Consider the following 13,754-nt stretch of genomic DNA (forward strand, 5'->3'; position numbering starts at 1 on the left):
TTCATTTAATCCTCAAAAGGAATTTACCAAAGCATAAACCCCAATTTCAGGAAAAAATTCTATTTATTCAGGAAATTTTTCTCATTTTTTGGAATTTTCCAAAAATGTATAGATGGACTGGAAAGATTCCACACGGAATGCTTCGTCGGTGACAAAATCTTTATGGTCAGTCGGTATAACCAGCGTATTGATTTCACCACTCTTCTGCAGGGAACGGATCCAATTATCGTAATGAATATTTAATAAATGAAGATATTCGGGATCGATAGATTGTTCATAATCCCTTCCTCTTTTCCGGATCCGGGATAAGAGGGAATCGGTAGACGCCTGAAGGTACACAATCAAATCCGGTTTTTTCAGATAAGATGTCATTTCATAGAATATCTCCCGATAGCAATCCCAGTCCCGGTTGCTCATGTTCCCGAATTCATGAATACTTTTAGCAAAAATCATGGCGTCTTCATAGATAGTCCGGTCCTGAACAATAGTTTGCGTCAAATTTTGAATTTTCTTTTGGACTTTAAAGCGCTTGCCAAGAAAAAAGATTTGCAGGTGGAAGCTCCATTTTTTCATATCTGCATAAAAATCAGAGAGATAAGGGTTATCCACTACCACCTCAAAATGGGGTTCCCAGTCATAATAATCACATAGCATCCGGGTGAAGGTGGTTTTTCCAACACCGATATTTCCCGCAATTCCGATAAAAGAAGGTTTCACAGAATGTGTCCTCTTAATATGTCTCCATCTACAGAATCAATGTTCACATCATTCATCTCGTTCAGCTTTGCCTGATGTTTACCCGTGAGAGTTTGAATATAATATTCATTAAAACCTTTTGCACCCTTCTCGTTTTCCGATTCCCATAAAACACGGACTGTTTTTCCTTGAAACTGGGAGGCATAGAGAAAACGGAGCCGTTTGTCCAGTGCACGAAGAATCCGGCTTCGTCTGATTTTTTCACTTTCTGACACCTGATTTTTCATGATTGCTGCCGGTGTACCCTTTTTCGGTGAAAAACGGAAAATGTGGAGATAACTGAATTTTAGGGTTTCAATAAAACGATACGTCTCCTGAAAAAGAGCTTCTGTCTCACCGGGGAAACCGGTAATAATATCCGTTCCAATGGATGCCAGGGGGATTTTATCACGGATGTACGCCACCTTATGAGCAAATTCCTGACAGGTATATTTGCGGTTCATCGCCTTGAGGATAGGATCTGAACCCGCCTGAAGGGACAGATGAAAGTGTGGAGCTGTGATCCGTGAATCGGCAATATAATCAATCAAAGCATCTGTAAGAGTATTCATTTCGATAGATGATATCCGGATTCGTAAAAGTCCGTCGATCCTTTCCAGAGCCTGAATCAGATCCAGTAAATCATGGGACCCATCCCGGTAGGCTCCGATATCGATACCTGTGAGAACTATCTCTTTGTAGTGGTGCTCTGTAACCAGTTTTCTTGTCTCTTCTATTGCATCGTGAAAGGATCTGCTCACCGGCTTGCCCCGGGCATAAGGAATCACACAAAATGTGCAATAATTGGCACACCCTTCCTGAATCTTTACAAAGGCCCGGTTTCGGTTTCCTGTACTGCTGATAAAAATGTTTTCCGGGTAGATATCCTGATCTTCATCACTGATGCAGATCACCGGACTTTCAGGCAGGGACGGTAATTCATGCAGAAATTCGAAGATTCTGAATTTATCCCGGTTTCCCAAAATCAAATCCACACCCTCAATACGTGAAACGCTCTCTGCCGCCACCTGGGGCAGGCATCCGATGACGGCAATTTTTCCCTGAGGTGATGCTTTCACTGCCTGATAAATCGCACTACGGGTTTTTCTGTCTGCCTGGTTTGTCACGGTACATGAATTAATCACCGTCACATCTGCTATCTGCCTAAAAGGGACAACCTTCCACCCCTGCTCTGTAAAAGCGGTTCTCAAAGCGTCTGTTTCCGCCTGATTAAGTTTACATCCTAATGTATGGAATGATACGGTTTTCTGTGTCAAGAGATCATCCTGTCAGCGAATCTGAACCTGACTTTGGTCCCCGATGATAAAGCGGTGATTTGCAGGTATACCTTCGGTTTTTCGAATGACGGCAGACTTTCCCAAAATACTGCTCTCAATCCGGATATCCACATCCCGGATGGCAGCATCATCCATGAGAATCGAATATTCAATTTCAGAATTCAAAATTTCACATCCGTTCCCAATACAGGTATAGGGACCCAGGTAACTGTTTAGAATACGGCAATTTTTTCCAATATGCACAGGGCCCCGGATAATACTGTTTTCTACGACACTGCCTTCTGATAAAAAGACCTGTCCGGCCAGAACCGATTTGTCATCGGAATAACCGGAATGATGATTTTGAACATCCTGAAGAAGCATCCGGTTGGCTTCAAGCAGATCCTCGGGTTTGCCTGTATCTTTCCACCAGCCGGTGATTTCTGAGTATGTGACTTTCCGGTTGTGCTCGATCAGATATTGATGGGCATCTGAAATTTCCAGCTCGCCCCGGGGACTGGGTTGAATGGCATGAACGGCCTCATAAATTGATTCGTTATACAGATAAATGCCTGTTACAGCATAGTCGCTCTTTGGCTTTTCCGGTTTTTCTTCAATGGATATAATGCGCTTGTCGACAATTTGAGGGACACCAAAACGCTGGGGATCCCGAACTTTGGATAATACCAGATGACAATCTGATTTGTTTTCATGAAAGGCATTCAGAAATTGTTGTATCCCCCCTCTGAGAATATTATCCCCCAGGTAATACACAAAAGGTTCTCCCTTTAAAAAGGATTCTCCGGTAATCACCGCATGGGCGAGTCCCAGCGGCGCTTCCTGAGGAATATATGTCAGGCGCACACCAAACATCTTCCCATTTCCAAAGGCCTTTTCCAGGTCTTCAAAATCCGGATTGGTGATAATCCCGATCTCTTTTATCCCGGCTGAAGCCACGTATTCAATGGCATACTGCAACATAGGTTTATTCACCAGCGGAATGAGATGTTTGTTATGAACGTAGGTAATGGGACGCAGACGTGTCCCTTTGCCTCCTGCTGTGATCAGGGCTTTTCTGAGTTTCATGTCACATTCCTGTTTTGGGTTATCATCTCAATGGGAATCTTCATTGTGGGAATGGGAGGCCACTTGATGGAGTTTCATCTCTAATGCTTTGGGATGAATAATGCTCCCGTTTACTGCCGCTGCAAAATTGGTCAGGATACTGCCAAGATACACATGATGCCCTTCCGTATGACAGGCTGATTGGAAAAGAGCCGGTGATGTGGTCATCACATGAACGACTTTTGTAAAGATACCCAGGCCTTCCTTGAGTACTTTAAAGAAGGAAGAAGGATAAATTTCGCAACCCAGATCCAGAAAAATACCTGCCAATCCATTATTGATCAAGTCACTGTAGACCATGGTATCTGATGGCATAATCATCATCTGTACTGCAGGGTTCACCGGGTTATACCGCATAAGTTTCAGGCCGATTTGGAAATCCTCAAAACGTCCGGATCCCTGGGCTCCTGCCATAATTTTATGGACAGATTCATCAGTCAGAGAGTCTACCGGAAGGATCTGAGTCTCTTTTCCATCGATGGCCAGGGCTATCATTGGAGATACGGCTGTGAGGTTAATTTCATTATCTTTGATATAATCTGCTTTTTCATCGGGTTGATCAAAAAAGGCTTCCTGATCCGTCCGTTGATTTAAATATTCCAACACTTCTGTATCTGCTTCAAACAGAATATAATCGTATCCGAAGGATGCAAGGACATTGGCCAGATTGAAACGTTCATGAAGAGGGAGTTCAGCCAGCCCTTCACCGGAAAATTCCAGGACACATTTGTGGTTATCGGGTAATTCATAATTTTTCAGTATATGCAAACCGATATCGGTCCCCGTCACCCAATTTCCCAGAGTTCCACTGAAACGGAAACGGGCACTGGGAGGTACCTGAATCCATAACTCACCGGTGGCAAGGGAGAGAGCCATTTCGTGGTCTGACGCAAGGACAGGAAAAGCGCCCATGACACCCAATTCGGCGAAATGGGGCTCTGCAGATACAGTAAGCAACCCGGGAACAATGTGTCCCTGATTTATCACCACATTGGAAGGACACCCGCTGCGCCCCAATTCATAATAGGTTTGAATCCGGTGGTGATGAACAAACTCCTGGAAATGGGAGGTATCACGGGATTGGTGAACCGATTCGATGGGTGAAGCATTATTCACCAAAATGACTTTATCCGGGCAAGGTACGGTTTTCATCCCGCTTTGATAAAATTTCTGGATAACGCTGTTGATACTATCATTGGAAGCCAGTAGCAATTCAGGTTGAATGCGGATCAAATCTCCGGCATGCTGATCAGTATGACCGGTTTTTCTGGATAATATTTTCTGTATCAGTGTCTGTGGCATGTATGAATCCTCCTTGGGTTTAAAGTACCGATATTTTAAATGTAAATCAATCAGAGTTGAGAGTGGAGAGTTGAGAGTTGAGAGTTGGAGTTATGAGTGGAGAGTTGTGTCCTGACGAAGAGTTTTTAGTTGGAATTCATCCCAGACTCGTGTACACTCAGCCAAAAAGGAGGCTTCATGAAAGTTTTGGAATTCATACAAAACATGCTGAATGATATTTTTCCCGAAGGGGAATATGACGGATCTGCCACGTTTCAGGATCTGATTGATGGTGATATAGACGAACTATCGTTGACACATATTCTTTATGCCATTGAGTTGGAATACAAAATCAATCTTCCCGAAACACTGACAGACAATCCGGATATGGTTCTCAATGATTTCGCGAAGGAAGTCGAAAAACTGTCCCCTTCGGAAGATCCCATGTTCGTGTACAATCTATTAAAAACCATTTCAGACGAGATTGCTGCCTGTTATTTTGATGAAGATTTTACGGAAGAATAATCAATTATTTTTCTATCTGTGATTTCATAAAAAGACTCATCTTTATTTCATCCCGTACTTTCATAGGACCGAAACCGGGTCTTGAAAGGTTAAAGTCTGACATGAGAATGATAAAATCAGCCCGGGCTATCCAATTATCTCCATCCTGGCTGATCTCTCCCTGAATTGTATAGGGTTTTGATATACCCTGCACGGTCAATACACCCTCCAGGGTAAAGGGACCTTCACGGGGTTCTGTCAGATTGCTTACCGCATGATAGTTAATCCTGGGGAACTCATCCTTCAGCAAGACTCCGGAAAACATATGCTCATCCCTGCGTTCGTGTTCTGTGGTAATACCTTCGACTGGAATGGTAACCCGAAGTGTTCGTTGATTATCAGCATCTACCGAATCCACAAACACCTGAAAACGGGTAATAACAACAGGGAATTCATGGGTCGGCGTAGAAGCGCTCCCCTTCACCCACCCGACAGATTCGTTCATGATATACTCACTCGCATCTGCCAGAGTTCTTAAAAACAGAAAAACCATCAGAATTATTTTTATGTATTTCATGTCATATCCCTTTATAGATTAAAAACTAAGAGCTTTTCATAAAAACAAAGTTACAAAAACATAATATGAGAATTAAATCACCGTATCCTTATGAAACTTTTCCTGTTTCCGGGGAAAATCCGTCCTGTAATGGAGTCCGCGGCTTTCTTCCCGGCTCAGGGCAGACCGGGTAATCAGATAAGCGATAGTGGTCATATTCCGCAATTCCAGAAGTCCTTTGGACACACGGGTCCGTTTATAATAATCTTCAATTTCATCATACAGTAAATTGATCCGACGCATGGCCCGGATCAGATGATTTTTTGAACGGACAATCCCCACATAATCCCACATTATGGTTTGAATTTCAATGCGATTGTGTCTGAGTACTCCCCATTCCTCATCATTTTCCACACCTGAGTCATCCCAGTCGGGAATCGTTACTTTAAATTGGGGACCGGGTTTTTGCAATACTTTCATGGCAGCACGATGACTGAAGACGACAGCTTCCAGCAGGCTGTTGGATGCAAGCCGGTTGGCTCCGTGAACGCCGGTATGGGCATTTTCTCCGCTGGCCAGAAGATTATGCATCGAGGTTTGTCCGTTCAGATTGGTCATTATTCCGCCGCAAACATAGTGCGCCGCCGGTACCACAGGAATCATGTTACGTGTGATGTCCAGATCCAGATACTTTTTGCAGTGCCGGTAAATATTGGGGAATCTGTTTTTTACGTCGGTTGCCGGGAGTCCGGTCATATCCAGAAACACACATTTCTCCCCGCTTTGTTTCATTTCACTGTCAATGGCACGGGCGACAATATCCCGTGGAGCCAGCTCTTTTGCTTCATCGTATTTGGTCATAAACCGTTCGCCCCGGCCATTTCTCAAGATGCCTCCAAAACCGCGCAAGGCCTCGGAGATCAGAAACGGCTCATGCTCCGGATCATAGAGTGCCGTAGGATGAAACTGGATAAATTCCATGTTGGCAATTTTCGTCCCTGCCCGGTACGCCATGGCAATGCCATCACCTGTAGCAATTTCAGGATTCGTTGTATGCAGGTAAACCCTGGATGCCCCTCCTCCTGCCATCAATATATAATCTGCCCTGAAAGCTTCCACTTCACAGGTCACATTATTGAGGGCATATACGCCAAAACACACATTAAAAGCAAACTGAAGATTATCCAAAACCTGATGTTCGGTAATCAGGTCAATAGCCGTATAATTCTCGAATATTTGGACATTTGGGTGATTGACGGCTTTATCCAGAAGGGTTTTTTCGATTTCGTCTCCCGTCATATCTGATGCATGAAGGATTCGTTTTACCCGGTGTCCGCCCTCACGGGCAAGATCCAGATTTTTTGCATCATCTCGTGAAAATTTCACTCCCCATGAGACCAAATCTTTAATCCTGTCAGGACCTTCATTTACAAGAATCCGCACAGCATCTTCATGGCACAGATCGGCACCGGCTTTTAAAGTATCCCTGAAATGGTATTCAAATTGATCATCTTCCGATGTGACGGCAGCGATGCCACCCTGGGCATACCGGGTATTACTTTCTCCCGCCGTTTTTTTTGTTAAAATGGCCACGGTTCCGTGGTCTGCAACTTTCAAAGCAAAGGTCAATCCGGCAATACCACTGCCGATGACAAGATAATCTGTTTTAATGCGCTTCAAACCAACTGTCTCCTATGCCAATGTCCACTTTCAAAGGAACATCCAATTCCATTGCCGATTCCATATCTTTTTTCACCAGATCGCAGAGTACATCCTCTTCGTCAGGTGCCGTTTCAAACACGAGTTCATCATGGACCTGTAAAATCATCCTGGATTTTAACGTCTTCTTTTGCATATCGGCATCAACCCGGATCATGGCCAGTTTAATCAGATCCGCAGCCGTTCCCTGGACAGGCATATTGATGGCCATCCGTTCTGCAGCATCCCGAAGGTTCCGGTTTTCACTCCGGATATCCGGCACCTGACGGTACCGCCCCAGCAAGGTGCGGACCATCCCCGTCTCAGCCGCTTCTTTCTTGATGTTTTCCACATATTTTTCCACACCGGGATATGTATCAAAATAGGCTTTGATCAGGGCTGCCGCATCCTGTCGGCTCATATCCAGTTCATTGGACATTCTGAAAGGACCTGCTCCATACATGATGCCGAAATTCACAACTTTAGCCTTCCGCCGCATGTCTTCTGTGATCTCTTTTTCCGATACGCCAAAAACCAGAGCAGCTGTACGGGCATGGACATCGGCATCCTCCAAAAAAGCCTGAATCAATCTTTCATCCCCTGAAAGATGGGCCATGATGCGTAATTCCACCTGGCTGTAATCCGCTGACAGAATCTTCCAGCCCTTATCCTGAGCAATAAAAGCCTTTCGAATCCGCCGTCCCAAAGGAGTCCGAATGGGGATATTTTGGAAATTCGGGTCCGTACTGCTCAACCGGCCTGTTGCCGCGACAGTCTGGTTAAATGACGTGTGTACCCGTCCGGTCCTTGGATTAACCTGCTTCGGCAGTGTTTCAATATAGGTGGATTGTAATTTGCTGAGGGTCCGGTACTCCAAAAGATGCTTTGCTATGGGATACTCTTTCTTCAGCGTTTCCAATACGGTCACATCTGTCGAATATCCGGTTTTCGTCTTCTTTACCACCGGATATTTTAACTTTTCAAAAAGAATATATCCCAGCTGTTTGGGAGAATTTAGATTGAATCGCTCTCCCGCCAGATCGTAAATTTTTTCTGTAATTTTTGACAGCTCGTCACGGACCTCTCCCTCCATGTTTTTTAAAAATTCCACATCCAGATATACCCCGTTATCTTCCATACGGGTCAGGACATGAACGAGGGGAATTTCAATATCATGAAAAATTTTATCCAGTTTCTCCTTGTGGATCTTTTCTTCCAGAATCTTATACAATTTCCAGGTGATATCCGCATCCTCGGCGGCGTAAAAACCGGCTTTTTCCAGGGAGACTTTATCCATGGTGATTTGTTTGGACTTTTTGTCTCCGATGAGTTCTTCTATAGACTGCATTTTGTAATTGAGATACCGTTGCGCCAAATGATCCAGTTTATATGAAGTCATATCAGGATTCAGAAGATATTCCGCAATCATGGTATCAAAGAGGGGGCCTTTCCCTTCTACTCCATATTTTTTAAGAACCAGCAAATCATATTTTATATTATGCCCTACCTTCAACACATTATCATTTTCCAACAGGGGTTTCAATTGGCTCAGGACATAAACCACATCATCCTGTGTATCAAAAAGTTCGTTTTCTTTATTCAGAAACCTTAAGGGAATATACACTGCCTGACCGGCTTGATAACTCAGTGAAACCCCTACCAGGTTTGCCCGGTTGGCATCAATATGATCCGTTTCCGTGTCGAAGGCAAAAGCCTTTTCACCAGAGATTTTTTGGATAAAATCGTCCAGAGATTTTCGTGTATCCAATACCCGGTAATTTTGTTCTACATCTTCATGGGATTCACCCAACTGCAATTCGTTGATCAGGGCATAAAACTCCATTTTTTCCAGTGTTTTACGTAATGCATCTTCATTGAATCCGGTAAACTGAAAGGTATCAAGGTCCAATTCCACCGGAACGTCTGTTTTGATGGTCACCAATTCCCGGCTTAAAAGGCCGGATTCCCTGTGTTCTTCAATGCCTTTTCGGATTCGGGCATTACTTTCTTCCTGACCTTTTTCCAGAACAAGATCAAAAGAACCATATTTTTTAATAAGCTTTACGGCTGTTTTTTCACCAATTCCCGGAATACCTGGAATGTTATCAGAGGAATCCCCCATGAGCGAAAGGAGATCCACAATCCGCTCCGGCCCAACATCCCATTTTTTTTTCACTTCATCACAGGTATACACCACCAAATCCTTATTGCCCACAGCCGGTGAATAGAGAAAGATATGATCATTCACCAATTGCATAAAATCCTTATCTCCCGATACCATATAGGTGTCCAGTCCCTTCTCCTGCGCCTGAACAGCCAGGGTGCCAATGACATCATCGGCCTCAAATCCGGATTTCACAAAAACGGGAATATTCATGGCTTCCATAATCTCCCGGATCCAGGGAATCTGTGGACGCATTTCAAAAGGCATTTTTTCCCGTGTCGCCTTGTATTCGGGATATTTTTCATGTCTGAATGTTTTTTCTTTGGCATCGAAAACGACGGCCAGATACTCCGGTTTTTCATCCCTGATAAGTTTAAGAACTGACTTCGTAAAGCCATACGCCGCACTGACATGCCTACCGTCGCTGGTTAGCAGTGGATTGCGGATAAAAGCAAAATGTGCTCTGTATGCCAACGCCATTCCATCAATCAGGAAGAGACGTTTTTGGGGTGTCATGAAAATACTCCTGTCAGCTTAAAGATTAAGTCCGGACATTTTCGGACAATTCCCTGTCCACAAAGGAGGTATATAATCCCGAAACGGCCGTCCGGCTCATGGTACCATCCAATTCTGGTGTCAGCCATCCTTTATCCATGGCTTCATAAATACCCCTGCGCAATACCCGTGCCGGTATCACCATATCCAGAAGGTCATATAACATGGCCAGGGCATGGTACACATTCAGGGGAGAGCGATAATTCAGAACACCTTTGTAGAATTCAGTGATATTCTCAATATAAAATTTATTCTCATCGGTCATCAGGGCGTAACAGGAAAAGAAACCTTTATTCAGAAGCATATTCAGGGAATAGAATAGCATGTCACCCAATGGATCCGGGGCAAAGATCCACCGGAATTTTTTAGGTGTTTCCGTAAAAGATTTCCAGAATTCCTGAACTGTGAGAATCAGCGAAGGCATTTTGGATTCTTTGGCTAATGTATCAAACAGCACCGCCCATTTTTTAAAGATGCTGCTTTTTATGGCAACCGGCAGCACCATCACAACATCCTCGGCATGTTTTTTTTCCGCCAGTTCAAAAAAACACGAAAGAACTTTTTTCATATAGGATACCGGATAGAAACTCTGATCAGAAATCACTTCAAAGTCCCTGTCAGGATAATGGGTATCCCGGTTTAAACTTACAGGACGGAGGCGCGTTTCACGGCACAGATACAGTCGGACATCGGGGACTTGTATGCCTTTCAGGGAAGATGTACTCTCATGGTACATGATTACCGGCCGTATGGCCAGATCATAATTCATGGCATGAAATAGTCTGAGACGGATCCGGCCGCTGTTTTTCATCCTTTTATCATCCATCTGGTCTGTGAATACAGCTTTATAGGTCCGGACCGATTTTTGAAAAAATTCTTCCGTCAGAAGAGATGTTGTGGTATCAATATTTTTTTTCTGATCTGTATAAAATTCGACCGTGACTTTTGTTTTAAAATAAGCATTGACAATATCCGTCAACGAGAGGATTTCCTCTTTGAAGGCTGAATGATTCCCCTGGTAGGAAAATGAAGCAACGTTCATAAAACCACTTAATATGTTACATCAAACACAGGATCCGTAAGTTGGTAATCCCCGAATCCGGTGTAATCCATAAAGACAAATTGTCTGTTCAGATTATGATAATACCAGATGATATAAGGTTTCGTTGACAGATCAAAGGTGTGTTGTTCCACGTCATCAGGCTCGCCAAAAATTGTATATATCATGCCGCGGTCACTTTCCCACCCATCGAGAAACCCGGAAAATTGTTGATTGGCCAGCTCGATTCTATGAAAATATTCATTCATCAATTCATTGTTTCGTGTGGTGGGAGACGGGTCATTTCGTTTCCAATAATCCTGAAAAAGCTTTTTCTGTTCATCTCCGGTGGTATTCAGCATTTTCTGGTACTCATCAGCCTGAATAAAATTGGTCATACGTAAATAGCGCATCTGACGCACAGCCAGATCCAGATCATGAATCAGGGTGGACATATCCTCCCAGCGTATTTGAAACCGGGTGGAACGCCTGATTTCTTCATCATCAATCATGGCTGACAATTCAAGTGTATATGTTTTATATCCCAGTTCATCAATGGAGACGGGAAAGGCATAATCGCGGGGACTCTTTTTCAGGTTGACAAAGAAATATCCTTCACGGATTTTTTTTCCATCGTCAAAAATCCGGAAAGTAAATTTTTCTTTTCCTTCTTTTCCGGCGGCAGAAAAAATAAACCGGATATACCGGACCGGGGGATTTTGGGTACTATCCACGTGGATGGGTTCATCGGCCGGGAAAACCTCACCCAGGGACCATGCCATATCCTTGAACAAAGATAATTCAGCAGTAAACTCCTTCTTCCCTTTTCGCTGAGTGAATATATCTGCCACATAGACTACAACTTCCATATCCTCTGTGTTTAAATCATAGGTTTTTTTTAATTCCGTGAATTGATTTGATGCTATGGATTTATCATAGGAACGGGTTGTGATGGTTTCAAACCAGGTATCGCCGGCAATTTTTTTGCCGTCATGTAAAATCGAAATGGTTACATCCAGTCTTGCTTCAAAATCTTCACCGCTTTTCTTAAAAAGAATCGATTTATTGGGGACCTTGATGGTCATTTCAAGCTGTCCGTATCCCGCTTTATCCGAAGGTCTTATTCTATGATCCACCTGAAAACGAATGGGTTCTTCGTCTCGGTTTGCAGCGAAAAGAACAGAGGCTCCTGCAAGTAAAATTAGTAGCAGTATTTTATTTATATATTTCATAGCGGGTTAATCCCTGGTCTGTTCCAATATATAAGATATTATCGGATATTTCCAATGTCTGTATTGTATTGCTGCAAAGGCCTTCCTCCTGTGTAAGGTGTGCTGTTTGTTCTGTTTTGAGATTGTACGAGAAAAGTCCCTGATTCGTTCCGACCCATACATTCGATGTATCACAGGCAATATCGGTAATCCGGATTCCCCGCCTTAAGCCGGTAACAGGCAACGTGCGGACCGATTCCAGCCGGGGATCGGATTCCATAATGAATACATCATCACACCAGTAAATATGTTTCCCATTCTCAGTTAAATGGTTCACACCATACCGGATATTGATGAAATTCTTTCTGAAATTCAGATGATTGGTATCAGAAACCTCATAGACCATAATGCCTGAATAGGATCCAAGGTATAAATAATTCTTTATTTGAAGACCGGTTTGAATTTTAATGGGAATATCCTGAACCGGGCGGATATACAACTCTTTCAAATCAATCTCAAAAACACCGGTTTCGGCTAAAATCCAACCTGTACGGCCCTGTTGAACCACGTCATGGACGGTATTGATAAGTCCTACCCCAGGTGTGATGGTTTGAAAATTATCGTCACCAGGGCCGGATACAATGATTGAATGATCTGTGATGACAAGGAGAGTATCGTGGTATTGCATAAATCCCCGGACGGACTGATTGCCCAACACAGCCACATCATCATCATCGATCCACTGAAACACCTGGAACTCCTCACGGGTTTCAGTCCAACCGTTCCGGTCATCCAATCCCTTGTAATCAATTCCATGACCTATAAATACCTGATCTCCGCTGGCAAAACACCGGGTCACGTTGTCGTTTAACAAACCATAGGGCTGATGTTCAACAATTCTGACCGTTTTGTCACCGCTGTATAGTCCATTTCCCAGTGTACCCATCCACAGATTTTGGGAATTTCCGTATACTGAAAATGCGATGGGATATTTTACGAAAGGGCTTTTCACAACTGAACCCTCTGTGTCAATAAAATATTCTCCGGTAAACTGCACCTGATATAAATCCATCTCAATACCCGAGACAGACCAGTTAATTTTCATATCTTGAACATGGATTTTTTTGATAGAATTTCCTGTGTAGGGATCCAATTCCACAATTCCGTCGTATGTATCGGCAAAAAGCCTGTTTCCATCACTTCCAATCCGTTTACAGTATCCCTGAAAATCAATTTTCTCCCATTGAAAGGCTGCATCCCCATATAAGACATACAGGTCTTTGTTCACAGCAGCCCACAGATAACCTGTAGCCCGGTGATAATAGATAGTCCGGATATCAGTGTCCGGAAGCCCCATAGGGCGGTTCATCGGTTTTTGCCATTGACGGAAAAGATGGGAATAGACAATCACTCCGTTATTCGTAGCAAAATACGTCCTGTCATCTGATTGTGACATGGAATATAAATAACGAAAAGAGTGATAATTGGTCATTTTTTCTGAATAATGGGGACTGACAGCATAGAGTGGAGAGATCAGTATCCACAGCAGGAATAGTGTCAGGATATTTATACGTTTCATCAAAGCCTCATCAGGAAAGGTAAGGAAACA

11 protein-coding genes are annotated in these 13,754 nt (G+C 43.5%); 1 reads left to right on the plus strand and 10 read right to left on the minus strand.

Going from position 1 to position 13,754, the window contains the following annotated elements; translation table 11 throughout:
- Nucleotides 1–81 precede the first annotated feature (81 nt).
- The 4 genes from strainIA91_RS06670 to strainIA91_RS06685 are packed head-to-tail and all read right to left on the minus strand — an operon-like array spanning nt 82 to nt 4,439.
- Nucleotides 82–717 (minus strand): deoxynucleoside kinase, encoded by a 636-nt coding sequence (locus strainIA91_RS06670; RefSeq protein ID WP_400166004.1) that lies wholly within the window; start codon nt 715–717, stop codon nt 82–84.
- Nucleotides 714–2,012 (minus strand): tRNA (N(6)-L-threonylcarbamoyladenosine(37)-C(2))-methylthiotransferase MtaB, encoded by a 1,299-nt coding sequence (mtaB, locus tag strainIA91_RS06675; RefSeq protein WP_400166005.1) that lies wholly within the window; start codon nt 2,010–2,012, stop codon nt 714–716. The genes strainIA91_RS06670 and mtaB overlap by 4 nt, the downstream gene beginning before the upstream one ends.
- Before the next feature lie 12 nt (nt 2,013–2,024).
- On the minus strand, nt 2,025–3,098 hold the full coding sequence (locus tag strainIA91_RS06680) for a glucose-1-phosphate thymidylyltransferase (protein ID WP_400166006.1): 1,074 nt from the start codon (nt 3,096–3,098) through the stop codon (nt 2,025–2,027).
- A 27-nt stretch (nt 3,099–3,125) separates the two neighbouring features.
- Nucleotides 3,126–4,439 (minus strand): aconitase family protein, encoded by a 1,314-nt coding sequence (locus strainIA91_RS06685; protein ID WP_400166007.1) that lies wholly within the window; start codon nt 4,437–4,439, stop codon nt 3,126–3,128.
- Between the two features lie 177 nt (nt 4,440–4,616).
- Here strainIA91_RS06685 and strainIA91_RS06690 point away from each other — a divergent pair, with 177 nt between their 5' ends.
- Nucleotides 4,617–4,943 carry a hypothetical protein gene (locus strainIA91_RS06690; protein WP_400166008.1) on the plus strand — a complete coding sequence of 109 codons (327 nt, stop codon included), beginning with the start codon at nt 4,617–4,619 and terminating at the stop codon, nt 4,941–4,943.
- A 4-nt stretch (nt 4,944–4,947) separates the two neighbouring features.
- Here strainIA91_RS06690 and strainIA91_RS06695 read toward each other — a convergent pair whose 3' ends face one another.
- The 6 genes from strainIA91_RS06695 to strainIA91_RS06720 all read right to left on the minus strand — a co-directional run bounded on the left by strainIA91_RS06695 (nt 4,948) and on the right by strainIA91_RS06720 (nt 13,724).
- On the minus strand, nt 4,948–5,499 hold the full coding sequence (locus strainIA91_RS06695; protein WP_400166009.1) for a YceI family protein: 552 nt from the start codon (nt 5,497–5,499) through the stop codon (nt 4,948–4,950).
- A 72-nt stretch (nt 5,500–5,571) separates the two neighbouring features.
- Complete coding sequence (gene nadB, locus strainIA91_RS06700) at nt 5,572–7,158, minus strand: L-aspartate oxidase (RefSeq protein ID WP_400166010.1); 1,587 nt, start codon at nt 7,156–7,158, stop codon at nt 5,572–5,574.
- On the minus strand, nt 7,145–9,856 hold the full coding sequence (gene polA, locus strainIA91_RS06705) for a DNA polymerase I (RefSeq protein ID WP_400166011.1): 2,712 nt from the start codon (nt 9,854–9,856) through the stop codon (nt 7,145–7,147). Before polA ends, nadB begins: the two co-directional genes overlap by 14 nt.
- Nucleotides 9,857–9,881: 25 nt before the next feature.
- Nucleotides 9,882–10,937 carry a hypothetical protein gene (locus strainIA91_RS06710; protein ID WP_400166012.1) on the minus strand — a complete coding sequence of 352 codons (1,056 nt, stop codon included), beginning with the start codon at nt 10,935–10,937 and terminating at the stop codon, nt 9,882–9,884.
- Nucleotides 10,938–10,945: 8 nt separating this feature from the next.
- Complete coding sequence (locus tag strainIA91_RS06715) at nt 10,946–12,166, minus strand: GWxTD domain-containing protein (RefSeq protein ID WP_400166013.1); 1,221 nt, start codon at nt 12,164–12,166, stop codon at nt 10,946–10,948.
- Nucleotides 12,150–13,724: a hypothetical protein gene (locus strainIA91_RS06720; RefSeq protein ID WP_400166014.1), complete on the minus strand. Its 1,575-nt coding sequence runs from the start codon at nt 13,722–13,724 to the stop codon at nt 12,150–12,152. The genes strainIA91_RS06715 and strainIA91_RS06720 overlap by 17 nt, the downstream gene beginning before the upstream one ends.
- Between the last annotated feature and the right edge of the window lie 30 nt (nt 13,725–13,754).

This window comes from Candidatus Neomarinimicrobiota bacterium, from assembly GCA_041154365.1.
Taxonomy (GTDB): Bacteria; Fidelibacterota; Fidelibacteria; order Fidelibacterales; family Fidelibacteraceae; genus Fidelibacter; species Fidelibacter multiformis.

Excerpts from the sequence above, each read along its gene's own strand:
- strainIA91_RS06680 (WP_400166006.1), bottom strand. The coding sequence starts at position 3,098 with ATGAAACTCAGAAAAGCCCTGATCACAGCAGGAGGCAAAGGGACACGT.
- strainIA91_RS06685 (WP_400166007.1), bottom strand. The coding sequence starts at position 4,439 with ATGCCACAGACACTGATACAGAAAATATTATCCAGAAAAACCGGTCAT.
- strainIA91_RS06690 (WP_400166008.1), top strand. The coding sequence starts at position 4,617 with ATGAAAGTTTTGGAATTCATACAAAACATGCTGAATGATATTTTTCCC.
- strainIA91_RS06695 (WP_400166009.1), bottom strand. The coding sequence starts at position 5,499 with ATGAAATACATAAAAATAATTCTGATGGTTTTTCTGTTTTTAAGAACT.
- polA (WP_400166011.1), bottom strand. The coding sequence starts at position 9,856 with ATGACACCCCAAAAACGTCTCTTCCTGATTGATGGAATGGCGTTGGCA.
- strainIA91_RS06710 (WP_400166012.1), bottom strand. The coding sequence starts at position 10,937 with ATGAACGTTGCTTCATTTTCCTACCAGGGGAATCATTCAGCCTTCAAA.
- strainIA91_RS06715 (WP_400166013.1), bottom strand. The coding sequence starts at position 12,166 with ATGAAATATATAAATAAAATACTGCTACTAATTTTACTTGCAGGAGCC.
- strainIA91_RS06720 (WP_400166014.1), bottom strand. The coding sequence starts at position 13,724 with ATGAAACGTATAAATATCCTGACACTATTCCTGCTGTGGATACTGATC.